Genomic DNA, 23,265 nt, shown 5'->3' on the forward strand with positions numbered 1-23,265 from the left:
GCGGATCCTTCAGGTTCGTTCGCGCAGCAGGAATCCGGAGATGCCCTTCGGCAGTATCCGGACGACGATAATCACGGCCACCAAGAGACCGATCTGGCCGAACAATTGTCCCTGCCACGATGTCATCACCGACTTCACTACCGCAAGGACCGCGCCAGCGGGTGCCGTCCCAAGGAACACGTCGGCGCCGCCGATCACGACGGTGACAAAGGCTTCCATGATGAAGGTGGCGCCCATGGTCGGCACCAGTGTCATGGTCGGCGCATAGAGACCGCCGGCAAGGCCGGCGAGCCCGGCGCCGCAGGCAAAAGTGAGGCTGTAGATTAAGCGGGTGTCGACGCCGAGTGCGGCCGCCATGTGCGGCACCTGGATAGTGGCGCGGGCGAGCACGCCGAAGCGGGTCCAGTTGAACAGCGCATAGAGGCCGCCGAGCACGCCGAGCGCGGAGGCGAACAGCACGAGGCGGTAGATCGAATAGGAATACGCGCCGACCTGAAAGCTGCCGAACGGGGTTCCGACGCCGGCCATGGTCGAGCCTACCATGATCAAGGTGCCCTGGGTCGCAATCAGGCTAAGGCCCCAGGTAGCGACGATAGTGTCGAGGGGACGGTCATAGAGATGGCGGATCACCACGAGCTCAACCAGCGCGCCGACCAGGGCCGCTACGATAGCGCCGGATAGGATCGCCAGCGGCAGCGGCAGCCCGGCATGAGCGGTGGAAGCCGTCACATAGGCGCCGCACATGATGAACTCGCCATGTGCGAGATTAATCACGCCCATCATGCCGAAGATCACCGCCAGCCCGCATGCCGACAGCACCAGGAAAGCGAAAGCATCGCCGAATTGATAGAGAGCCGAGAAGGCGAGTGTCGCGATGTCCATGAACCGACCGGGTGATGGGGATGCAGGCTACGATACTTCAATAGTTAAAGTGACTATCGCCCCGGCGGCCAGGAGTACCCACCGGGGCGACGCCGACGCCACGGTCAGGGTTTCGGCGGCGGGTTGGACGGTGTGTACTGTGCCATCGGATCCTTCTTGGTCAGGTCGCAGCCCGCATCACCCAGCCAATACGGCTTGATGTCCTCCCAGACTTTCGGGAACGAGATCGAGTGATCGGCACCGACCTTGGCGAGGTAGATGGTGTGCGACATGTGCTGGCTCTTCGGATCGATGCAGACCTTGCCTTCCGGGGCATCCATGCAGACGTCGCCGGCCGCGATCACCTTGCGAATGTCTTCCCGCTTGGTCGACTTCGCCCGTTCCACCATCTGCTTGTAAAGGTAGACCGCGAGATAGGAATTCTCGGCTTCCTGATTCACATAGGGCTCGCTCGGGAACTTGGCCTTGAACTTGGCGAAAAACGCCTTGCTGGTCGGGGAGTCGATCTCCTCGATGTAGTTGGTGGTGACGTACATGTCCTTCAGGCTCGGCGGCTTGAAGCGCTTGTGCTCATATCCCTGCCCGACATTGACCGAGGAGGCCATCGGCAGATTGACGTTGGCGGATGCCGCTTGTTCATAATAGGAGGCCTGCGCGGTGCCGACCAAGAGCGTCACCACGAAATCCGGTTTTGCTTTCTGAATGTTCTGGATACTTTGGGAGAACTGCGACACGCCGAGCGGGATGAACTCCTCGCCGGCCATCTTGCCGCCGTTCTCCTTGACGATCTTGCGCACCCATTCCGCCGAGATCTGGCCGAAATTGTAGTCGGCGGCGAGCGTGTAGACGTTCTTGCCGTATTTCTCCATCATGTAGGGAATTAGCGTGGAAAACTGCTGCTCCGGCACCGCGCCAGTGACGATCATGTGGCCGTCACAGACGCCGCCTTCATACTGATTGTTGTAGAACGCAAAGCCGTTGAATTGATCGACGATCGGGCGATAGGCTTCGCGCGAAGCGGACGAAAAGCCGGCGAACACCACGTCGACCTTGTCACGCTGCAGCACCCGGCGCATGAATTCCTGATAGCGGGTGTTGTCGGACTGGGTGTCGTAAGTAACGAGCTCGATCGGACGGCCGGCGATGCCGCCAGCCTTGTTGATCTCCTCGGTCGCAAGCTGGATCGCGTGCACCTTGCCAATGGTGGCCGCCGCGAAATCGCCGGATTGATCCTCCAGTACCCCGAGCTTGATGGGGTCTGCCGCAAACGCCGCACCTGCCGCGAGGACAAGCGTCCCCGTGAGGGCTACGGCGCGCAGCCCCCGCAATACACTTCTGGTCATGTCGGTGTCTCCTACATCGCTTGCTTGGTTCCGCCTCTCAGCGTGATGCTGTTCGCGCGGCCGGGAATGTCGGGCGAATCGACCCGTCTGCTTAGAAACTCCTCGCAGTAAAGTTCCAGATTCCGCCGCGCGCGCATGCTCTCGCGGCGAAGCTGGGAATAGGCGCCCTCTTCATCGAGACCGTCCTGCTTCATCAAGAAGATCACCGCGCGGATCACGACACGGCGGCCACGGCGGCGACCTTCGAGATCCTGAAGACGGGCATACATGTTGTTGCGCAGCAGGAACTGATTGATGCCCATGAAAAGCGAGGTGTAAACGGCGCCGCCATGCACCGGCTTGCGCAGGAAGGACGTGGCGCCAAGGTTGACCAGCGCCTTGAGCCGGCTCGGCGCCTCAACGCCGACCAAACCGATCACCGGCACTGGCGGCAGGCGCGAGACCGGATTGACGTCGATCGCAACCGCGCCTTCGAGGTCACCGTCGACGAACAGGATGTCACGTTCGGCCTGAAGACTGCCGATATCGATCTGGGCGCGGCCGCCGACAATTTCCGGGTATTCGCAGGAGACGCCGAGCTTAGCGAGCGTCGTTTCGAGCGTGGTCTCCCTTCCGCCGCGCGCCGTAATCACCAAAGCGCGGCCATCTTTGAAATTCTGCAGCAGTCGGGATGTCATGATTGCACCACTCGGAGCACGGGGGAGCGCATTGTGACCGCGAAACGCGGTGACGACTGGACGAGATAGGGATCGGGAGCGACGGGGTTGCGCGCTTCCAGCAGCACTTCGAATTGCCCGTTGGCGGCCGAGCGGCCGATGCGCGGCGTCAGCCAAGCGTGATAGGTCTGTGGATCAATGCGCACCTCACCCTGCGGCGCCAGCAGCCGCTGGTTCGCGACCGCAGCGCGCACGGGGCGGGCGTCGTCGGTGCCGGCCTGTTCCAGCGACGCGGCCAGCAGCTTGACCGCGATGTAGGAAGCTTCCGCATCGGCGGACGATACCGGCCCGTCAGGAAACGCCTTGGCGTAGGTTTCGATGAAGGCCGCATTCGGCGGCGAATTCAGGGAAGAGAAATAGACGCTGGAACTGAGATGCCCATCGATGGCCCCGCCGCCGATTTCGGCCAGTTCCGGTTCCGACAGCGTGCAGCTCGCCACCGGAATATCATTGGCCTGATCGATGCCGCGCACTTTGCAGGCAGCGCGGAACGCACGGAAGAACGCGTATGCGCTGGTACCGATCAGATTGTTGAAGACGAAATCGGGACGCTGGTCGAGGATCGCCGATATCACTTGGTCGAACTCGGTGTCGCCCACCGACAGATACCGCTCCGCGATCACGCTGCCGCCGCGCGCGGTCAGTGCCTCGCGGAAGATGCGGTTGTTCTCCCAGGCCCAGATGTAGTTGGAGCCGACGCAAAGGCCCGGTCGCCGACCCTCGATACGAGGTAGTCGACCAGTGGCAGAACATGCTGATTGGGCGACGCGCCGGTATAGATCACATTGTCGGAGCTTTCGAAGCCCTCGTAGTGTGACGGATACCACAATAGCCCATCGAACTTCTCGAAGCACGGAATGACCTCCTTGCGGCTCGAGGAGGTATAGCAGCCGACCACCTGCCGGATGCCTGCGCCGAGCAGTTCGAGGCTGAGCGCACGGTAACGCGCGAGATCGCCCGACGGGTTGACCACGACCGGCTCCAGAACCACCGGGCCGGCGGCCTCGGCATTTTCACGAAACGCCAGCATCGCGCCGTTCAGCATCGAGCGCGCGACGACGCTGTAAGGCCCCGTCGTCGAAAACATCACGCCGATACGATACTGCTTCCGCACCAATCACCCGATCAAAAAACAAAAAGCGCCCGCCGGCTGTGAAGCCGAGGGCGCCCTCGCCACCAACTGGACACGCTCGAACCTGAAGCGCGGTGTTGGAAATGGTTTGAACTTATCGCGTTAAAGGGCAGCTTTGCCCAACGCTTGTACGTTAGGCTCCCTTAGAACGACCATGCTGTCAAGCATGATGTTGTGGCTGCGATTGCATCAATTCATGACTTGCTGCAGAAAAACTATGCAAGCGCGGCGAGCCGCCGCAACCGTTCGCGCAAGTGTTCTATTTGTCCAACATCTGTATAAGGACCGCGTTGTAGCGCTGGGTTCGGTTGTCCCGTTTGACGGTGACTCCGGCCCAGTCCTTTTCTGTCACGGTGCCCAGGTCATTCTTGTCGTGACGCCTGTACACGCGGGCACCGACGTCGAATAACCTCGACTGGGAGCCCGTCATTCATTTCCGCCGTTTCTGTGCGGTTTCATTTGGGCGCGATCAACCTGGCCGCTCAGCGCGGCGATGCCATGACGCGTGAAACACGCTCGCAGCTACGCACATGCCGAACGGGCGCTCATTCGGCGAATTAGCGACAGTTGCCAGTGTCCGCTTCGCGCCGATCGCGTTGAAAAAGTCGACCAATAGGCCGTTCGTAACGATGCCAAGAGGCAGGCGCGCGCGGGCTCTACTGCGCTTTAGGCGGGCTGCAGCGCAGGGCTCGGGATCAGCTTTGCGAGCTTCCGGAGATTTTGGGCGGTGGCCGCCAGGAAGAACTCGTCTTGAGCACCCAAATGGGCCTCTCAGCCTGAGACGGTCGAGCCGCAGGATGCGCTTGAGGTGCGCGAAGAGCATTTCAATCTTCTTCCGTTCACGCCGCGACGTCACGTAGGCATGGGTCTTGGCGATCTCGCGCGCAACGTCTCGAGCCTTTTCGTGGATTGAACGTGGGACCTTGCGGGAGGGCATCTTCGGACAACACCGGGGCTTGAGTTCGCAAGCATCGCAGTCATGTTTGCTGGCCCGGTAGAGCAGCGTTGTCCCATCGTTCACAAGGGTGGCGGTGGAAGTCAGCATCTTGCCAGATTGCACCATCACGCCGAGTCGAATGTGCGAGCCTGCCGCCTGTTGCGTGAGCAGCTTGTGCAGATCGCTGCGCGCGATCCCGAAACATGGGCCGCATGGTTCCCAGAATGCTCCGGCGTCGATCGAGGCGAGGCGCGTGCCTCGATGGTTGAACAAGCGTTGCGTGCGAATGACACAGCCGTTGCGTGCAGCGTCGTCGGCGACTCCCAGGGCCTGCAGGGCGCGCGTCGCGCTACCGATGAGGTACAGACCGGTGCCGGGCGCTGTCCGGTCGCTCCCCCGCTCGACGATGGCGGCCGACAGCCCCCGCTGACGCAGGGCGATCATCAGTGCCAAGCCTGCCAGTCCGCCACCGACAATCAGCACGCGCTCGACCTTGGCCATAAGTCGTGCCTCAGGTCGCCTGACGGTGCGTTGCCAGGAAGAACTGGACTGCTGCCTTGTAGGCCAATGCGTGCTTCTCGTGCATCAGATGCGATGTTCCGCGACGTTCTGGTTGCCTCTGAAGAAGTTGTCCGGGTCGTACTTCGCCTTGACGGCCACGAGCCGGTCGAAGTTCGCGCCGTAGGCGGAGCGAACACGGTCGGCCTCGTCGTTACCGAGGTTGTTCACGTACACCGCGTCCTCCACCCACGGCCGCAGTGCGGCGTCTTGAATCCGTCGACATCGTGACCGCCGACGGCCGCACAGGCCAGCGGATTGCCGCCGAAGGTCGAACCGTGCTGACCAGGTTTCAGGGTGCCGAGCACCGCGTTGTTCGAAAGCACGGCCGACACTGGGTAAAAGCCGCCGGACAACGCCTTGCCGAGCAGCGTGACATCCGCCTCGATGCCCTCGTGCTGTTCCGCGAGCAGCTTGCCGGTGCGGCCGAGCCCAGTCTGGATCTCGTCCAAAATCAGCATCACGTCGTGCGCGGCGCAGAGTTCGCGCACTTCTGTAAAGTAACCTGACGGCGGGATGACGACGCCCGCTTCTCCCTGGATCGGTTCGACCAAAAAGGCGACCGTGTTGGGCGTGATTGCCTTCTTCAGCGCCGCGGCATCGCCGAAGGCGATGATCTTGAAGCCCGCCGCGAACGGTCCGAAATGGTCACGTGCCGCCGGATCGGTGCTGAAGCCGATGATGCCAAGGGTGCGGCCGTGAAAATTATCGGCGCAGACGATGATCTCGGCCTGCCCGTCCGGCACCCCCTTCACCTCATAGCCCCATTTGCGCACCGACTTGATCGCACTCTCCACCGCTTCGGCGCCGCTGTTCATCGGCAGCACCTTGTGGGAGCCGGTCAGCGCCGCGATCTCTTCGTAGAAGAGGGCCAGCTGGTCGTTGTGAAAGGCGCGCGACGTCAGCGTCAGCCGGCCCGCCTGCTCCACCATCGCGGCCAAGATCTTCGGATGGCAGTGGCCCTGATTCACCGCGGAATAGGCGGAGAGGCAATCGAGGTAGCGATGGCCCTGCGTATCCCAAACAAAGACACCCTCGCCGCGCGACAGAACGACGCCGAGCGGTTCGTAGTTCCGGGCGCCAAAGCGCGCTTCCCTCGCAATAAAATCAGTGACCGATGGATCCATGTTTCGTCACTCCAGTTGGAGCGAACTGCAGGCATGGGCTATCGCCATTTTTCAGCCTGCGAATGCCCGATGATCATCAAGTTACCACAGACATTTTGCTTGCGGACGCATTGGGTGACGGCCATTTGGGGCCTGCCCAAGGGCGGTCGGCGCCCCAGTTCTCCTCGCGCTGCATGATCCCTCCGGCGAGACAGCCTGTCTAGGTGTATACCGACGACTTCCGCTCAACCCCCATACGGGGCGCCGCCAACTACATCACCGGCCTGCCGAAGAAGGAGTCCGCCCTACCCGAATGGCAGGCCGCGATCGAGGCGCTGATGCTGGTGTCGCGCAGCGGTCCCACGATGCTGGCGCGGATCGGGGTCATGAAGGCGCTGAACCGTCATGTCGAGCGGGTGTTCGATCCAGAGCGCAAAGACACCCATTGGGGGAAACCGAAACTCAAGCGAGACCAGTGACTGTCCTGCGGGCTCCTACACTGATCCGCGAGGACCGACGCAACGATGGAAATGCTGCGTTTCTTCCTCGAGCATTCGCTCCCACAGCAGCCAGGTTAGAGTTAGTCCGTTCGTAAGCGCTTTCGGACGTCAGCTTTTCGTCGAACGTCCGCTTCGCGCCAGAAGCGGCCCGTCGCGAGCACCTTCATTTCCCCGGCGGGGAGCTACCCGCGTTGGCATTGGCATGCAGATTATCTACGCGCCAGTCTGCACGTGTTATTGCGTGATAAGTCGGCTTCAACAACTCACGACACGGTTCTTGATGTCGGCCATCCTACCAGTTCTGCAGTCGGCGTGGCCGAAAAACGCGGTGCCGAAAACTGCACCTCGCAGCCTCTTTGGTGCAGGATTAGCAACGATCATGATTTGAAATCACAATTAAATTCGTTTGTCTGATCCTGCCCTTGGTGAAATACAAGCTCTTGAACTACTCAAGGCGAACGGTACTTCCGTCCAAGGAGGCTTCAATGTCACGGAACGAAGCACGATACGCCCTCATCGATCGTCGCGAGCTTGTAACCGTCGGTGCAGCTATCGCAGCGTTGGTGCCGCTCTCCGGAAGTGCCTTCGCGGCCAGCAGACATTCTCACCCCGCCAAAAGAAGGGCTCGGACTGATAAAACTTTCGAGACCGCAGCGGTTCTTCGAGATCTTTGGATCGGACACATCTTCTGGGTACGAGCAGTCTCGATAGCCACGATCGAAAAGCGCGACGACGCCGCAAGAATAGCAGAGCAACAAGCCGTCACCAACGCGCGATCGATTGCCGCGACCATCGAACCATTCTACGGAGCAGCCGCGAACGACACCTTCTTCAAGCTCCTCGCGGGTCACTATGGTGCTGTAAAGGCCTATCTTGTGGCGACGGTCGCAGACGACGCTGCAAAGCAAGGCACGGCAACTCAGTCTCTGACGTCGAACGCCGAGGAGATTGCCAGCTTCCTAAGCAAGGCAAATCCTTATTTGCCGAAGGATGTAGTGAACAACCTTCTTTTGGCCCACGGTGGTCATCACATCCAACAGATCCAAGAATTGAAGGACCGGAAGTATGAAGCCGAGGCTCACACCTGGGAAGAGATGAAAAACCATATCTACCAACTTGCCGATGCAACCGCTGACGCTCTAGCAAAGCAGTTTGCCGATAGATTTTCCTGATCTTCGGCACAGACGATCTATACGAGCGTGAAAGTAAATACGGTTCGTCGCCGTCTCTCGTCAGGGCACGAGCTGAGCATCTGAGCGCCAGACTTGAGTTCTCTGATTTCATGATTAGCTCGTGGGTATGACGATGTCTAAAGCGCACCGCTTACAATCTCGCGCGGGCCTGCTGCAAGCTGGCAGGTAGCCCGGACGGCTTACGCCGGCCGGGACAATTCTATCCAATTTTTACAACCCACCTAATCGATCCGCTTGGCACCCGTGCGTTACACGTCTGCCGACCGGAACGTCGTAGCTCGCGAGGTAGAGGAGTGATATCAATGTTGCTAATGTTAACAGCGACTGTCCTGATTTTGTGGCTAAGCCTCGTGTTGTTCTTCGACCCCGATGGATTCAGCGAACCGAGACCTCATCGGAGCCGCAGCGTGCCAAGTCCAAAAGCCTGACTGCTGATCGTCGGACATACGCTCAACAAGCGATCAGCCGGTAGCGAACACCGGAAGCCGCGCAGCCGGTCCGGTCAGAGCTGACCGCCTCGAGGAAGATGCCGTACTGAATCCGCTACTGCCGTCACCCGCCGATGCGACCAGCAGCACGAACGACGACTTGGCGAGCATGAATCAGGGAGATTGAGATGACGACTGAGAAAACAGTCACCACGGCGAGGAGCCACGTCAAGCCAGCGATCATCCTCTCGGCAAAGGATCATGACCGGCTTTCCACGCTTGCGCATGCGGCCCGGAGCAGGCTGCCTGACCTGGCGTCCGAGTTGGCCGAGGAGGTCGGCCGCGCACGCGTGCTGGGCCGGGACGAAATAGCGGACAACTTCGTGGGCATGAACGACGACGTCGCATTTCGCGACGATACGACGGGACGTGTCCGCCAGGTCACACTCGTCTATCCTGACGAAGCTGACATCTCACGAGGGAAGATCTCCGTGATGACCCCGGTCGGAACGGCCTTAATTGGCCTGCGGACCGGACACTCGATCACGTGGGAAACGCCCCTCGGAGAGACGCGGCAGCTCACCGTAGTCTCGGTCCGCAAACCTCATCGGCCCTGACGCGATGCTTTGCCGTGCGACGCTGTGAACTCGTCGCACGGAACCGCATACATGCCTTGGCATCATCGCCTGGACGGCATTCATCTTTGGATCCAGCCATGGCCCACATGCGCCATTCGAGCTACGGTGCCTGCTTCTCGGCGAGCATTGGCGATCTTGCCGAGCTCGGCGTGGAACGAAGAACTGTTATGTTCTTTCGATCGCCGCTTGCGGTGCACCATTCGATCGACGCGCCTTCCGACAGTCCAATCAGGGCCGCGCCCAGCGGGCTCAACACCGAAACCGCGTTCGGCTTGCAAGACGTTTCGTCTGGCAGGGAGAGGACTATTCGACTACTCGCGCCGGCGACGTTGTCGCGCACATCTACACATGAGTTGACAGCCACAACATTGGTTGGAAGCTGATCATTAGGGACAATTGTCGCTCGATGGATCTCCCGTAATACGTTTGAGGCAGCCGGCGCCAGGCGATCGTTCGTCAGCGCCGAGGTGGCAATAGCGTACAGCTTCTCTCGATCCGCCTCTGAAATAAGGACCGGGGGAAGTGTCACCGGATGATGGTAGCCGGCGGTGTTCATTTTCCAGACTCCTGTCGTATCCAGCCACGCAATTCTCGCTTACCATTCGCTTTCTACAAGCGAAAAAAAATGCGCATCAGGATCAAAACAATTGATTAGATCCCCCAGACTAGGAAATCGCCGACGATAAGAAAACGTCGAGCTTTTTGCCGAGAACCCGATGTCAATGTACTCCGTACTCAACATTGCGTTTTCTCGGTGAACTTCTGGTGTCACACAGAATCTCGTGCAAGAGTTTGACGCATGAGAGCGCGATTGAGAGAGCTGTGACTTGATTTCTGACGCCAGCGGGAGGGAACAACATGCGCCGGGTCGGCGCTATATGCCTGTCCGCTGAGAATTGAGGCGAGAGGTTACCCATGGAAGACCGACTCTTGGCTGAGAGAATTCTCGATCAACTTGCCGATGCCGTCATCTACGCAAACCGATCGGGCGAAATTGTCCGGTGGAATCGCGCCTCGATCGGTCTGTTTGGCTTCGCCCCGGAGGAGGCCCTCGGCAGAAGTCTCGATCTGATCATTCCGGAGCATCTGCGCGCTTCGCACTGGAGCGGCTTCAACGCGGCGATGACAAAGGGCGTAATGAAGCTTCAAGGCCGTCCGACCCTGACCCGGGCGCTGCACAAAAGCGGAACCAAACTCTACGTCGAGATGACCTTTGCGGTCGTCAAAGGCGACGAAGGCGAAGTGTTGGGCTCAGTCGCCATGGCACGCGACGTCACCGACCGCGTCGAGCGAGAGCGTTCCGCAGTCCGCACGGCCTGAGGGGAATCCGCAGACATGCGAGGACGGTATCCTCGCACTGCGAACGCACTGCGATTTCAGGCGTTATCGGCGTCGCTGAAAAGATCGCCAAATTTGAATGCAGTGTCGGCATGCTCTGGAATGGCGGCGAACAAGCTGGGCCTCCTCATTCCGTCACTTCAGCTGTTGAGACTTCCCGTAGCGCCCCTAATGCTGAAGTAAGCGTAGCTTCATCAACATTTGCAGAATGAACGGCGTAAATCGGAAACGAAAACTTGGGTGCTCCAGGCACGACGTGGAGTTCTCCAGATATCAGGTGCGGTTTCACGGCGTGCCTTCTGAAATACCCGGCTCCTCCTTCCAAAAGGACGTAATTGAGAGCCAAGGGGCCAAGATTTGTCACGAGGGTAGGCGTCGTTTCGGGATAAGCTACGTCGTGATGAAGAGAAAATTCCTGCCCCCATTCAACGAGAACATATCGCGACGTATCCAACGAATCTGCCTTTGGATCCGTCGTCACCAGGACAAGCTCCTCTTCCATTACTAGATCGATTTTTAGTCCCGGCCGGTGTTGAGGCGCATACATTATCGCGATGTCGACAATCCCCGCTGCTACGTGAGTGATGAGATCCTGTGGGACATCAACATGGACGCGAAGAGCAATGTCCGAATGTGAACGTCGCATCCGTCGAACCCAATTGAGCAAGAGAGGCTGCCACAGGCTGACCTCGCTACCCACCGTAAGGACCGCGCGATGTCCGGCCGGCACGGCTACTTGCTGGCGCGCGCGCTGCCAGAGCTGTACAAAGCTTGGTGCGAAGCGAAGGAATTGCTCTCCGGCTGGAGTCAGAGACGCTCCGGCTTTGTTCCGGACAAAAAGCGGACGCCCGAGCTGTTGCTCAAGCAAGCGTACCCGAGCGCTGACGGTTGTTTGACCGACATGCAGTCGGTCGGCAGCCTTGATGAAGCTTCCCGTCGAGACGATCTCCAGAAACGTCCGGGCCAATTCGATGTCCATGACCTATCTAACATGAAAAATGCACTCAAGTGTCAATTAAATTCGTTTGTATGCTGCGTCCTGGGTGAGAGAGTAGACGGTCAGAAGCCCTTGCTGAGCGAGCCCCACTGAGGAACGGATGCTTTCCCTTATGGGTTAGCTCGCCTGTCGTGGGCCGAACGGAAAAGGCGCACCATGCGAAGCCTTGGCCTTGGCCAGATTGCCCTTATCGTAGTTCTGATCGCCTAGCTCATGCTCACTGGCTTTTGGGCTACGTCCGTATAGAACGCCACTGGCGACGCGGTGATGGATAAGCACGGCTGGATCGCCCTTGGTCTCGGAACCTTCTTTTCGCTTCTCATCGGGTGCGGGCTGATGGCCCTGATGTTCTTCAGTAGCCGCAGCGGTCAAGACGACGCAGCCGATCCGTTCAGGAGAAGGGGGAGCCGCCCGCCGAGTAAACCTCCTTCAGTTGGAGGCTCTTGCAGATCAATGACAGCCGTTGGCCCTCAGTCGGAACAGTGCCATCACGCGTCGTCACGTCGCGGCTATTTGCTCCCAATGCTTGGAGGTACTCCCGGAGCTACTGACGTCGAGAACGGTGCGTCGTTCAGACGCCTCACCGTCGACGACCAAAGCGCTGAGTGACTGGGCCTTCCAGCATGAGGTTCTCATCTTCTCCCCCGCTCCGTCAGCTGCTGAATCGGCGTGACGTTATTCGACCTTCGCTCCGACTTTACGGCGACGAGCAGGCTGCATGGTGGTTGATGCAAGATCGATCCGCCTACCGAGCCGTTCAACCAGCGCGCAAGCGTCCCTTGATCCCGATGGCCAACGACAATCAAATCGGCATCTATCTCTCTTGCGGATAGAATTATCTGTTCCGTTGGCCTTCCGTACTTGAGCTCGCTGATTGCAGTGCATCCAGCGCGTCGCAACCGCTTCACTCCCTCGTCTAGCACGATCTGGACTACAAAACGCTGATTGTCGGGAGTGAAAGACATTGCCTCAACGACAAGCATGCTTTCGGACGGGTCTATGATCGCAAGAAGATGAACTGTCGCACCACATGCTAATGCCAAGCTTTCGGCTTGAACCAGAGCTTCGCGGCCATCGGGTGAACCGTCAAAAGCCAGGAGAATTCTCTGGTACATCCGAGTTTCCTCTCTCTTTGTTGCGCCCGTTGTCCCGGTCTCGGCGGCCACTGGGTATGGGTGCTAGCGATGGCCGCGAGCGCGTTACTTCGGCAGACCTGAGCCGTGAAGCGATCACCTATCGCTGCTGAAAATTTCAGGAACGCCCATGATTTGGCTTAGCGTCCCGACCGGAGACCTCGCCTTCGAACGATCTCTTTGTCATCTGGTCCTCCACTACCTGCATCTTGATTCCGAGAACCGATCCGGCATGTACCGTTCAACGTATGCCCGCAAGTGACTTTGACAAACGAAAAGTATCGCGACTTGATATTGATTTTATTGGTACGAGGATTGCTTGGCACAGAGTTGGCAAGGAGCTTCTGACCGCCATTCGAAAGCGCTTCCAATTCAATCGAAAGAGCGCGCTGGTTTAGACGCGTCGCCACGTAGCAACTCTAATCCTCGGACTGCACGCTCCACCCTCGATGTGGAAGATAGAACATGCGAATCCTTATGCAGGTCGCAAACCGCGCTATTCCGAACCTTATACAGGTAACAACTTCCTTGATCCAAACTGGCAATAATTTTCGCTTGTGAAATTTGACTAAAGAGCAAGTAATTGCGCGGCAGCCTAAGCAATAGAGAGGCCAAGAGCCAGGCTGCCGATCCTCATCTCGTTCTGGCAGGGAAACGAAATCATGCGGAAAGCCCGGCAACCCCAGCAAGCTTCCTTAGAAGACTCAATCCAGCAATTCGCATCTACTCCGCGCGAAACAAATGCGGGCGATCCCGGCTGCTTCGGCTATTGGTCCAAGGAAGAAATACTGAATTTTCTCAAAGAACTTCTCGAAGGTGAACGCGTCGGCGTCACGGCATATGCAGCAGTCGCACGCGCGGCCGCCTCCGATGTTGCAGACCTAGCTTTTGAGTCCGAACTTGCCCAGGGGGCAATTTGCATTCTTCTCAAAAAGGAGATTGCCGCGAGGGCCGGAGCCGGCGTGCTTCGCCACAAGAGGACCACTGCTATTTTTGACGTCGAATGCAGTCTCCGAGGGATGATCGCATTCGCAATCCGCAATCAGGCTAGGCTGGCCGATATGATCGAGGATGCCGTCCTGAACATCTTTGATTCAAAACTAAATGCGAAACTTGCGTACCTCCTGCTGCTACACCGTAAACAGGTCGAGCAGCTTGAGACGTTTCTCACCTAGCTCGCCTCGACCCACATCTTCATGATTTCCGTCCAATCTTGGTGCGGAATGGTCGGTCACGGAACGGCACTTCAAATCCAGCGTTGAATCCAATGACCGGCCCCCACCAAAGCAGATCACACGGCACTATATGTATGAAAATGGATGGAGCGATCCCAATGACCGCAAAGGAAACCTCCTCGGAACGGGAAAAGAGAGAACTGGATCGTCAGTTGGACGAGGAGCTGGAGGCCACATTCCCAGCAAGCGATCCGCCAAAGATAACTCGCTTTGCAAAGTTCCCCGGCGCCGCGGATCGAACACGGAAGAACGCCGCGCCACCGAAGGTCCGAGCGAAGCGCCTATCAATATTCTGAATATGAACTGTCAGTATTTATCGCTTGTCAGATGTTGCCGAGAACTCGCAAGGTGCTGGACGACCCGATAGGGCAACGGCAACCAGACATCTCCTTCGAGAGTGGGAGGGCAACATGACCGCGCTTTTTGGTCTCGAGTCCCAGTATGACACTTTCTTGTTCGCTTCGCTTTCCGAGACAGATGAGATGACATTGAGCGTCTTGTCCCTACTTGCACGTCAGGACGTTGATCCCTGGCAGGAGGCGGCTCGCCTGACACAGCTTCCCAAGACTCAGGCGATAAACAGCCTTGCTGCGAAGATATGGACATCGAATAGCGAGCGATGGTCGCCATCTGAGGCGAGCATCCTGGCGGCTCGTTTAATCGAGCTTCTGCCCTCGCATAGTCACTCCAGCCCACTCTGGGCAGGCGGCGACACCGGCAGGTTGACGTTTTGGATGGTCGCCTGGATCTTATTTATGTCAGTCGCAATATCGGAAAACAACATACACAAATCGACCAGCGTCACCAGCGCTCCGGCCACCAGCGTCAGCATAGTTGCACAGGAGCACGCGGCGACACGATCGTCCCGCGGAATTGGAACGGATTAAGACATCGGCGATACCGGAGAAATATCGATGAGTAAGAGGATTACTGCCGAGAACATCAAGCTAAAACGGGCATACGAGTCCGCTGGTTCGAGCGACGGCACTCGAATACTGATCGACCGGCTCTGGCCGCGCGGCGTTAGGAAAGCAGATGCTGCGATCGATCTGTGGGCCAAAGATCTTGCACCCAGCACCGCGCTGCGACGGTGGTTCGGACATGATCCTGCTCGTTGGCACGAGTTTCGACGCCGCTACTCGGAAGAGATACATCAGCATCGTGGCCGGCTCGGCGAACTACGTACCCTCGCTCAGGGAGGACGAACTACACTCGTTTTTGCAGCGCATGATGAGACTCACAACGATGCGGTCGTTCTGAGGGAAATCCTGCTGGGCCGCAGCATCCCACGACGTTCTCATCCTCGCTCGCCTTCGCACTCGCATGGTAACTGATCGTAGTTTCGGAGGCCAAACTTCATCCCTTCGAACACTCCTTCGCTAAGGTGTGTTCCCGCCGTTCGGCGGCCATTGTGTCCTTGGAAACAGGCCGCTGAGACAGTTGCCCGGCAAGATCGGGCTAGTTTTTCGGTCGACTGCCTTCGTGAACTGGTGAACGCAATGATCATTGCAAAACAAGCAACCATGAGCGACGTCGAGCGCAATCGCGTCGAGCAACGACCGGCCATCGTTTTGACGGCATCGGACCGTGAACGTCTATTTGCGCTGCTTGGTGCGGCGCCCACGACAGTCAACGTGGAGACGGCCAGCTTTCTTCGCGAGGAGATCGAGCGCGCGGATGTTGCGCCAGACGATATCGCGCCGAACTCGGTCGTAAGACTAGGCTGTGACGTAAAATTCGTCGATCACGCAGATGCACGAATTCAACAAGCTCAACTTGTCTTCCCGGAAGAGACTCTGCGCTGCCGCTGCATTTCAGTGCTAAGTCCGATCGGAAGTGCGCTGATCGGTCTTGGACCGGGGCAGTCGATCCGTTGGACCGAGCAAGGTAGAGAGCGTAGCCTCGCGGTTCTTGAAGTGCGAGGAAAAATGGGCAACGGAGTGGTCATGAAAGTTGAAGGAGTACCGTAGTGACCGACATCGGATCTCTGCTGGCATCGCGGCCGCGCAGGGCGGCCACCCATCACGACCACAACGTCAGAGCGCGTCGTCTGAACGCACGATCCCGCCTTCGGTTTCCAGTCGATTAATCTGTTTCACGTCCTGCCGCGTGAATTTCAATCGGACACCAGCCCCCATGCTGCCATCCTCTTCGATAACGACCACTCCAAAATTCTCAAAAGCGCGGCTCACAGCTTCCGCATCGCTTTCCGAATGGAGCCAAGCGCTGCCGCTTGCCTCCATCAAGGCTAACGTGTCGGCTGAAATTCCAGCAGCTCCCGCGAAATCCTCGCGGCTGATTCCAGTCAAGGCACGCGCCGCAGCGTGAGGGCCCGACTGTCGTAACCTCCTAGACTATAGGGCCCTTCAACCGAACGAGCCAGAAACAAGGTCGCCCGAACCATGGACATCAACGTCGAAAGGACCGCTCGGACGGAGCCTCACCAGCAGACCGCGGATCAGGTCTTGTCAGCGCTCGACACCGATGCTGATGTCGGCCTGACCAGTGCCGAGGCCCGTTCGCGGCTCGATCGCTTCGGCAGGAACGAGCTCACCGCCGAAGAGCCCGTGCCTGCGTGGCGAAAATTTCTCGCTCAGTTCGCCGACGTCCTCGTCATCCTATTGCTCATTGCGGCGCTCGTCTCCGCTGTGCTTTGGCTCTATGAGCGCAGATCCGCCTTGCCGTACGAGGCGATGGCAATCTCCGCGATCGTGCTTTTCAATGGCGTGATGGGCTATATCCAGCAGGCCCGGGCGGAGCAGGCCGTAGCCGCCTTGCAGCAGATTTCGGCGGCACACGCCAACGTCGTGAGAGACGGCGCCCCGCAGAGCATTGCGGCAGCCGAGATCGTGCCCGGCGACATCGTCCTCATCGAGGAAGGCGATACGGTCCCGGCCGATGCCCGGCTGCTCCAGACCGTCGTCCTGCAAACGGCGGAGGCGGCGCTCACCGGCGAGAGCCTGCCGATGTCGAAAAACAGCGCGCCGGTCGCGGGAGAGGCGGGACTTGGCGATCGGCGCAACATGGTTTTCAGCGGTACGACGGCGACCTACGGGCGCGGGCGCGCGGTTGTCACCGCCACGGGTATGCAGACCGCGATGGGCCGTATCGCCGGCATGCTGAAGGCGGCGCAGCAGGAGACGACGCCGCTGCAAAAGGAGCTTGACCGCGTCGGCAAGCTGCTCGGACTTATCGTAGTCGTCATCTCGGTGGTGATGATCGCCACGATCCTTCTCGTCGAGGACGTGACTGGGATCTCGGCCATCTTCGACGTCCTCATCCTCGGCGTCGCGCTCGCGGTCGCCGCGGTCCCGGAGGGCCTGCCCGCGATAGTGACAGCGGTGCTCTCGCTCGGCGTGCAGCGGATGGCCAAACGTAACGCCATCGTGCGCCATCTCGCGGCCGTGGAGACGCTCGGCTCCGCCAACGTGATCGCTTCCGACAAGACGGGAACGCTCACCAAGAACGAGATGACCGTGCGCGTGATCGCCACCGCTAGGGGACGCGTGACGCTCGGCGGCACCGGCTATGCGCCGGAAGGGCCGCTCAGCCGGGATGGCGGCGGAGAGATCGTCGGCGCGCAGCGCTCGGAATTGGTGCGGACGCTCTCCGCCGCCGATCGCGCCAACAACGCCGTCCTGCAGGAACGCGAGGGCCGCTGGGCGGTTCAAGGCGATCCGACGGAAGGCGCGCTGATCGTCGCCGCCCGTAAGGCGGGCTTGGAGGCGGAGGCGCTCGACGCCCGCTTCACGCGTCTCGGCGAGGTGCCGTTCTCCTCCGAGCGCAAGCTGATGAGCACGGTCCACAGCGACGCCGAACGCCAGGAGCGCCTGCTTGCCTTTACCAAGGGCGCGCCCGACGTCCTTTTGGCGCGTTGCTCGCACGAGTTCGCGGGAGAGGAAGCGCGTCCTCTGACCGAGGGCCGACGCGCGGAGATCCTTACGACCAATGAGACGCTGGCCGGCGAGGCGCTGCGTACGCTAGGCGTCGCCTTCCGCTCGCTGCCTAAGGAGGCCGCTGGGCCGGAAGCGATCGATGAAGGAGTCGAGCAGGATCTCGTTTTTCTCGGACTGATCGGCATGATCGACCCGCCTCGGCAAGAAGCGAAGGATGCGGTCGCGCGCGCGAAAGGCGCCGGCATTCGTCCGATCATGATTACGGGCGACCACCCGAAGACCGCTTCGGTCATCGCCGCCGAGCTCGGCATCGCGGCCGGCGACCGAGCTGTCACGGGTGTGGAGATCGGGAAGCTGTCAGAAGAGGCGCTGGAGCAGACGGTCCGCGAGGTGTCGGTCTACGCCCGCGTCAACCCCGAGCACAAGCTGCGCATCGTAAAAGCTCTACAGCGCGACGGCATGACGGTGGCCATGACCGGGGACGGCGTCAACGACGCTCCCGCGCTCAAGACCGCCGACATTGGGATCGCCATGGGCATTACCGGAACCGACGTGTCGAAGGAGGCCGCCGACATGGTTCTTGCCGACGACAACTTTGCCACGATCGTTGCTGCCGTTGAGGAGGGGCGAGCGATCTTCGCCAATATCCGGAAGTTCCTGCGCTATCTCCTGTCGTCGAACATCGGCGAGGTCATGACCATGTTCTTCGGCGTGCTGCTGATCGACCTGATCGGGCTGTCGCAGGCGGGTGGCGGGGTCGTGCTCCCGCTCTTGGCGACGCAGATCCTTTGGATCAACCTGGTTACCGACGGCGCGCCAGCGCTCGCCCTTGGCGTCGATCCAGTTGATACGGCCGTCATGAATCAGCCGCCCCGGCCGCGCGGCGAAGGCGTGATCACACGTCGCATGTGGGTCGGCATCCTCTTCGTCGGCCTTGTGATGGCGGCCGGGACCTTGATCGTCCTCGATGCTTCGTTGCCGGGCGGTCTCATTGAAGGGACCGGCACGATGCGCTACGGCCAGACGATGACCTTTACGACCCTGATGATGTTCCAGCTTTTCAATGCCTTGAACGCCCGTTCGGACGAGGAAAGCGCCTTTCGCGGCCTTTTTCGGAACCGCTGGCTCTGGGCGGCCATCGCTTTGTCGCTTTTTTCTGCACGCGGCCGTTGTCTACGTACCCTTCCTCCAGGAAGCGTTCTCGACTACCGGTCTCGACGCCGGCGATTGGCTTCTCTGCGCGGCGGTCGCAAGTTCTGTACTGTGGCTCCGCGAACTGAGCAAAGTCATCACACGCGCGATGGGCGGTGACCGAAGCGGCACCGCGTCGGCACGTCCAAGCGCCACGGAGCGGCCCGACAACGCGCGTGCATACGACCGCAGATGACGGGAGAGGCAAGAAACCCATCAAGTCCTTGCGCAAGATAGTTTTACTTGCGGCATAACATCGGACCTGAATACCAGACTAAGGCAGAGCTTAGGTCGACACGCCTGAAGTCGTCCGTTTGGGTAAAGCGATTTTCACCTCGCTCTATTCAGGTGCAAGCATTCACTAGAATGCCCTCGTTGGAATAAGCGCCGGCTGCCGCAGCAGAGCACAAGCTGCGCCCTGCTCTGATCACGTGATGCTTGCCGGTCTGTAAAGCGCTTTCGCCGGATGCCGATCAAGCTCGCAATGGGCGCGATGTTCATGACGAGGTGCAGTCGCCACGCGTAGCGTAACGCGATGTCGCTTATCCGACGATCTGAGAGAAGCGTGCGCTACTCGGGCGACACGCGGTCCGGATGGCGCCCCATCGCCTGCCGGACGCCGACGGCAGGGCACCGATCGGCCCAATAAAAAACACAACCTGCCGATGAAATCACCCGATTCCAAATATCTTATCGATGCTCCTGCATTTTCAGAGCACCATGGTCGCGAATGGCCGACGAACAAGACCACAGATATTTATCGCTCCGCAATCAATCTGCAACGATCCCCCTTCAACACCTCCGATATGCGGTTGTTTCCGCGGAGTATGGAAGCTTCCGGCGGGCTGCAGAAGCGTTGTTGACGCAGCAGTCAACTCTGAGCCGCTGCATTCGGGAGCTCGAGGAATCAATAGGCGTGATTGTGTTCGAGCGATCGAGCGGCGGCGTCTGCGCCACGTCGGCTGGCCGGGATTTTCTCCGAACGGCGCGGTCGATTCTCGAACAAATGGATGCGCTGGTTACGTCAGCCAAGTCTAACGGACGCGGCGAGGCTGGGCGGCTGTCTGTGGGATTCTATACGTCGCTGTCGGCCGGCAATTTACGGGCGACGTTGGTAGATTTCAGGCAGCGGTGCCCACAGGTCGCACTTGGCATGGTCGAAAGGTCGCGGATGCGCCTCGTCACCGCCTTACGCAATGGGGCAATCGACGTTGTCATCGCGACCGACGGGGGACACGTCTTTGACAGCAACGCCTTGCCGCTGTGGAGCGAGCGCGTCCTGGTGGCCTTGCCTGAGGGACATCAACTGGCTGGGAAGAAGGCGATCTACTGGACCGACCTGCGGAATGAGACGGTCCTTCTCAGCCATTATGACCCGGGACGGGAACTTGAGGATCTCTTGTTGGCGAAGCTGATCTCGACAGCAGACCGTCCCAAGATCGAACGCCATGACGTTAGCAGAGGTATCATCAAGACCCTCATATCCATAGGATTCGGTGTCAGTTTGGTGGCCGAGTCCGACATCGGCGTCACTTTTGCGGGCCTGACTTATCGAGAGGTACGAGACGGCACGGGGCCGAGTCAGGTCAATTATTCAGCACATTGGCGCAAGGACAATGACAATCCGGCGCTGGCAAACTTCCTCAAATTGTTGAGCGAGCGCTATCCCTTGCCTTGCGCAGGCTGACCCTTGCGGCGGGTCTTTGCAAAGGCTCGGTCGGTTGCCATGAATCGCGCCAGCATTGGTGCGACCAGCTTTGCCGGATCCGAGATCGACTGCCCGGTTTCGCGGGCAAGCATGTCGGTGTAGGCCGCGAGGTCGCGATGGACATCGGCCGGCAGTTCCACCGTGAGCTTTACCGGCTTGTCATCGGCGATGGCGCCGAGCTTCAGCTTTGCCATTTTTTCAGCCTCTGTATGGTTCGAGCACGAGGTCGCGATTGACGATTACCCGCACCGGAAAACCCGGCCGGATTGTCAGGGTCGGCTGGATGTTGAGATTGCGCCGAACGATCTGCTGACCGGTCTGGTTCAGGGAATCCCCTGCCCCACGGCGAAGGGCTTGCAGAATGGCGCTGTTTCCGTTGCCAGCATCCGAGCCGGACCCAAGTTCGGCTCCTACACCAAGCAAAGTCGACAGCAACGCCGCCTTGAGCAGCTCGCCCCAGTGATGATCGATCTCGTCGTGAAGCCCAGCATAGCCTGCGGTATCGGCACCCGGCTGGCGCTCAAGGACGATCGACCGGCCGTTCGGCATGATCAGGCGTGTCCAGACCAGGAGCACGCGTGACTGTCCATGTGTAACGTGACTATCGTAGATTCCTATCAGCCGCGCACCCTGGGGCACCAACAAAGTTTGACCGGACAGCGTATCAAATAGCGGTTCGGTCACATGCGCCATGATCTGCCCGGGCAGATCGGAGCGGATGCCCGTAATAAGGGCCGCCGAAATCACAGACCCTGCCTGGACGACATAACGCGAGGCTGGCTTCGCCACACGGTCGGGGCTCGTGGTCCGCCGATCAACGGCAGCGCTAACAAAAGCGAGCTTGCGGTGCTGTCCATTCTGGGCAAACGCCTCATCGGACGGTGATGCGGCATTTGAGGTCGTCTCGGCAGGAGTCGCTGCAGCCGGTGGCCGAACATTCGTTGACGCAAATACTTTGCTGGTGCGCGCAGCCTCGCTTTCCTGGCTCATCCGCTGTTGCTCGGGATCGACCGCAAGCGGGCCGGACTGGGCCTGGGCTGCAAGAATGGGACGACCGAGATCGCCGGGCAATGGCGATCCGAGGCGAGGCACGTCGCGCGGAATACCGGTATAGTCGCGCGGCAGCCCGGCAAGGCCGTCGGCCACATTGTGGTGATCGGTGCTGTACAGCTCTTCAGAAGCTGGACCACGCGTGCGATTCTGCTGCAGGGCCCACAGCACGGCTCCGGGAGCGAGAACGAGCGCGAGTGCCGTGCCCCCGGCCAATACCTTACGCGACAGGCGAGTCACGGGCGGACGTTCTGGACGCAGGCGCAGTGAGCTGGCTATCTCAGCAGCACTCTTCGGCGAGGTAGAATCAGGACCACCGGCGCCAGTCGTTTGCTTATCAGTCACGACGGCCTCCCGTCGCTTCTGATGATCGGACCTTTTGCTGAGGGTCGCCACCAAGTCGCAGCTCGGCCGCGGCAAACAGCCGATCGACGATCAGCACGTTTCGATAGATTCGGTAGTTGACGATCTCGGAATTGCCGTCCGGACCGATGACAAACAGCGGAGGCATTTCTCCCTGAACGATGCCGGGTGAGAACTCGATATAGACCTTGCGGCCATCGTCATAGACGCCCACCGGCCGCCAAGGCGGATTGTCGCCCTCGAGGGTGTAGCGATAGCGCCGCTGAGAAGAGTCAGGAAGAACTGGCGTCGGGGAAACAGCTCGGGCACGGCCGGGCCTGTCCTCGGGATAGAACCAGGCGACTGATGGCATGTAAGGCTTTTCACGCGAGCGCAGCTCGATGAGATAGGTGCGCCGGTCGGTGTTGACCACGAGGTTGGTCTCAATCGAAGGCCGCGTCGGCTTGACCATGATGTGGACACGTCTCGTATCGCCGCTTCCGCTTTCGGTGTCGCCAACGACCCAGCGCGCGGTGTCGCCAGCCGATACCGGCCCCGAACCCGTGAGCTGCTCGCCGGGCTCGAGTGCGATATCGGTGATCTGTCCGGGGCTCGCGTAGATCTGATAGAGGGCGCCGGGACTAAAAGGGAAGACCTGCACAGCATTGAAGTAGCCGGCGCTACGCGGCTCGACGCGCGCAGCGTCATTGGCGGTCTCGATGCGCGCAATAGGCTCCTTTGCCTCAACGTTTCCCTTCTTGCCTCCCTTCGCCGGCGTCCAGGACGGCGGAACGTGAAGGGATCGCGGACGATCCTCTGCCAGTGCCGGCGAACTGGGAAGTGGCGGGATATCGTCGTCGTAGCTGATCTGCGGCGGTTTGGAGGTGGCACAGCCGCTGAGTGCAAACATGCAAGCAAACAGAAACGGGCGCATGACCTTGC

20 protein-coding genes and 6 pseudogenes are annotated in these 23,265 nt (G+C 59.7%); 9 read left to right on the top strand and 17 right to left on the bottom strand.

The features are described from left to right. Positions 1–9 precede the first annotated feature (9 nt). From ACFXS9_RS08105 to rocD, 8 genes and pseudogenes are all read right to left on the bottom strand, one after another. Entirely contained in the window at positions 10–882 is an 873-nt protein-coding gene (locus ACFXS9_RS08105) for a branched-chain amino acid ABC transporter permease (protein WP_392687079.1), read from the bottom strand. A 104-nt stretch (positions 883–986) separates the two neighbouring features. Continuing rightward, positions 987–2,225, bottom strand: coding sequence for an urea ABC transporter substrate-binding protein (locus tag ACFXS9_RS08110; protein ID WP_392687082.1), 1,239 nt, complete (start codon positions 2,223–2,225; stop codon positions 987–989). 11 nt (positions 2,226–2,236) lie between these two features. Then, positions 2,237–2,902, bottom strand: coding sequence for an ANTAR domain-containing response regulator (locus tag ACFXS9_RS08115; protein WP_392687085.1), 666 nt, complete (start codon positions 2,900–2,902; stop codon positions 2,237–2,239). After that, positions 2,899–4,028 (bottom strand): annotated as a pseudogene (locus tag ACFXS9_RS08120) (transporter substrate-binding domain-containing protein). The gene ACFXS9_RS08115 and the pseudogene ACFXS9_RS08120 overlap by 4 nt, the downstream one beginning before the upstream one ends. A 711-nt stretch (positions 4,029–4,739) precedes the next feature. Then, a pseudogene (locus tag ACFXS9_RS08125) lies at positions 4,740–5,076 on the bottom strand (transposase); the annotation flags it as partial. A 96-nt stretch (positions 5,077–5,172) separates the two neighbouring features. Next, positions 5,173–5,511: pseudogene (locus tag ACFXS9_RS08130) on the bottom strand (FAD-dependent monooxygenase); the annotation flags it as partial. A gap of 84 nt (positions 5,512–5,595) precedes the next feature. Further along, a complete protein-coding gene (locus ACFXS9_RS08135) occupies positions 5,596–5,745 on the bottom strand; it encodes a BBE domain-containing protein (protein WP_392687088.1) in 150 nt (49 codons plus the stop codon). Positions 5,746–5,810: 65 nt separating this feature from the next. Beyond that, a pseudogene (gene rocD / locus ACFXS9_RS08140) lies at positions 5,811–6,695 on the bottom strand (ornithine--oxo-acid transaminase); the annotation flags it as partial. 203 nt (positions 6,696–6,898) lie between these two features. On the opposite strand from rocD, the gene ACFXS9_RS08145 reads away from it, so the two are divergent. The 3 genes from ACFXS9_RS08145 (at position 6,899) to rnk (ending at position 9,412) form a co-directional block, all read left to right on the top strand. Further along, positions 6,899–7,153, top strand: a complete 255-nt coding sequence (locus ACFXS9_RS08145) for a hypothetical protein (protein WP_392687091.1) — start codon at positions 6,899–6,901, stop codon at positions 7,151–7,153. A 506-nt stretch (positions 7,154–7,659) separates the two neighbouring features. Then, positions 7,660–8,346 (top strand): hypothetical protein, encoded by a 687-nt coding sequence (locus ACFXS9_RS08150; RefSeq protein ID WP_392687094.1) that lies wholly within the window; start codon positions 7,660–7,662, stop codon positions 8,344–8,346. A gap of 637 nt (positions 8,347–8,983) precedes the next feature. Continuing rightward, positions 8,984–9,412, top strand: coding sequence for a nucleoside diphosphate kinase regulator (gene rnk, locus ACFXS9_RS08155; RefSeq protein WP_057901714.1), 429 nt, complete (start codon positions 8,984–8,986; stop codon positions 9,410–9,412). A 121-nt stretch (positions 9,413–9,533) separates the two neighbouring features. On the opposite strand, the gene ACFXS9_RS08160 is transcribed toward rnk, so the two are convergent. Beyond that, positions 9,534–9,989, bottom strand: a complete 456-nt coding sequence (locus ACFXS9_RS08160) for a GreA/GreB family elongation factor (protein WP_082656229.1) — start codon at positions 9,987–9,989, stop codon at positions 9,534–9,536. A 359-nt stretch (positions 9,990–10,348) separates the two neighbouring features. Here ACFXS9_RS08160 and ACFXS9_RS08165 point away from each other — a divergent pair, with 359 nt between their 5' ends. Continuing rightward, positions 10,349–10,753, top strand: a complete 405-nt coding sequence (locus ACFXS9_RS08165) for a PAS domain-containing protein (RefSeq protein WP_392687099.1) — start codon at positions 10,349–10,351, stop codon at positions 10,751–10,753. A gap of 145 nt (positions 10,754–10,898) precedes the next feature. Here the strand turns inward: ACFXS9_RS08165 and ACFXS9_RS08170 are convergent, their stop codons facing one another. The 3 genes from ACFXS9_RS08170 to ACFXS9_RS08180 all read right to left on the bottom strand — a co-directional run bounded on the left by ACFXS9_RS08170 (position 10,899) and on the right by ACFXS9_RS08180 (position 12,883). Next, positions 10,899–11,750 carry a LysR family transcriptional regulator gene (locus ACFXS9_RS08170; protein WP_392687102.1) on the bottom strand — a complete coding sequence of 284 codons (852 nt, stop codon included), beginning with the start codon at positions 11,748–11,750 and terminating at the stop codon, positions 10,899–10,901. Positions 11,751–11,885: 135 nt separating this feature from the next. After that, the gene (locus ACFXS9_RS08175) at positions 11,886–12,140 is read right to left on the bottom strand and encodes a hypothetical protein (protein ID WP_392687105.1); all 255 of its coding nucleotides are present in this window, start codon (positions 12,138–12,140) and stop codon (positions 11,886–11,888) included. Between the two features lie 260 nt (positions 12,141–12,400). Further along, positions 12,401–12,883 carry a universal stress protein gene (locus tag ACFXS9_RS08180; protein ID WP_392687108.1) on the bottom strand — a complete coding sequence of 161 codons (483 nt, stop codon included), beginning with the start codon at positions 12,881–12,883 and terminating at the stop codon, positions 12,401–12,403. Positions 12,884–13,563: 680 nt separating this feature from the next. On the opposite strand from ACFXS9_RS08180, the gene ACFXS9_RS08185 reads away from it, so the two are divergent. Then, the gene (locus ACFXS9_RS08185) at positions 13,564–14,076 is read left to right on the top strand and encodes a DUF6306 domain-containing protein (protein ID WP_392687110.1); all 513 of its coding nucleotides are present in this window, start codon (positions 13,564–13,566) and stop codon (positions 14,074–14,076) included. Positions 14,077–14,818: 742 nt separating this feature from the next. On the opposite strand, the gene ACFXS9_RS08190 is transcribed toward ACFXS9_RS08185, so the two are convergent. Continuing rightward, the gene (locus tag ACFXS9_RS08190) at positions 14,819–14,968 is read right to left on the bottom strand and encodes a hypothetical protein (RefSeq protein ID WP_392687113.1); all 150 of its coding nucleotides are present in this window, start codon (positions 14,966–14,968) and stop codon (positions 14,819–14,821) included. An 82-nt stretch (positions 14,969–15,050) separates the two neighbouring features. On the opposite strand from ACFXS9_RS08190, the gene ACFXS9_RS08195 reads away from it, so the two are divergent. Together ACFXS9_RS08195 and ACFXS9_RS08200 are read left to right on the top strand one after the other, a co-directional pair. Beyond that, positions 15,051–15,470, top strand: a complete 420-nt coding sequence (locus ACFXS9_RS08195) for a DUF488 domain-containing protein (protein WP_392687116.1) — start codon at positions 15,051–15,053, stop codon at positions 15,468–15,470. A gap of 165 nt (positions 15,471–15,635) precedes the next feature. After that, positions 15,636–16,106 (top strand): GreA/GreB family elongation factor, encoded by a 471-nt coding sequence (locus ACFXS9_RS08200; protein ID WP_392687119.1) that lies wholly within the window; start codon positions 15,636–15,638, stop codon positions 16,104–16,106. Positions 16,107–16,172: 66 nt separating this feature from the next. Here ACFXS9_RS08200 and ACFXS9_RS08205 read toward each other — a convergent pair whose 3' ends face one another. Further along, positions 16,173–16,445 carry an XRE family transcriptional regulator gene (locus ACFXS9_RS08205; protein ID WP_392687122.1) on the bottom strand — a complete coding sequence of 91 codons (273 nt, stop codon included), beginning with the start codon at positions 16,443–16,445 and terminating at the stop codon, positions 16,173–16,175. Positions 16,446–16,571: 126 nt separating this feature from the next. Between ACFXS9_RS08205 and ACFXS9_RS08210 the strand changes: the two are divergent. Beyond that, a pseudogene (locus ACFXS9_RS08210) lies at positions 16,572–19,419 on the top strand (cation-translocating P-type ATPase); the annotation flags it as partial. Between the two features lie 534 nt (positions 19,420–19,953). Further along, a complete protein-coding gene (locus tag ACFXS9_RS08215; RefSeq protein ID WP_392687125.1) occupies positions 19,954–20,910 on the top strand; it encodes a LysR substrate-binding domain-containing protein in 957 nt (318 codons plus the stop codon). On the opposite strand, the gene ACFXS9_RS08220 is transcribed toward ACFXS9_RS08215, so the two are convergent. The 3 genes and pseudogenes from ACFXS9_RS08220 to trbG form a co-directional block, all read right to left on the bottom strand. Then, positions 20,886–21,125: a DUF2274 domain-containing protein gene (locus ACFXS9_RS08220; RefSeq protein ID WP_025589931.1), complete on the bottom strand. Its 240-nt coding sequence runs from the start codon at positions 21,123–21,125 to the stop codon at positions 20,886–20,888. The two genes, ACFXS9_RS08215 and ACFXS9_RS08220, sit on opposite strands and share 25 nt — an antisense overlap. A 4-nt stretch (positions 21,126–21,129) precedes the next feature. Then, complete coding sequence (locus ACFXS9_RS08225) at positions 21,130–22,326, bottom strand: TrbI/VirB10 family protein (RefSeq protein ID WP_392687128.1); 1,197 nt, start codon at positions 22,324–22,326, stop codon at positions 21,130–21,132. Further along, positions 22,323–23,257: pseudogene (gene trbG, locus ACFXS9_RS08230) on the bottom strand (P-type conjugative transfer protein TrbG). The gene ACFXS9_RS08225 and the pseudogene trbG overlap by 4 nt, the downstream one beginning before the upstream one ends. Positions 23,258–23,265: the final 8 nt, after the last annotated feature.

The sequence above is a fragment of the Bradyrhizobium sp. RDI18 genome (assembly GCF_043203335.1).
Classification (GTDB): domain Bacteria; phylum Pseudomonadota; class Alphaproteobacteria; order Rhizobiales; family Xanthobacteraceae; genus Bradyrhizobium; species Bradyrhizobium retamae.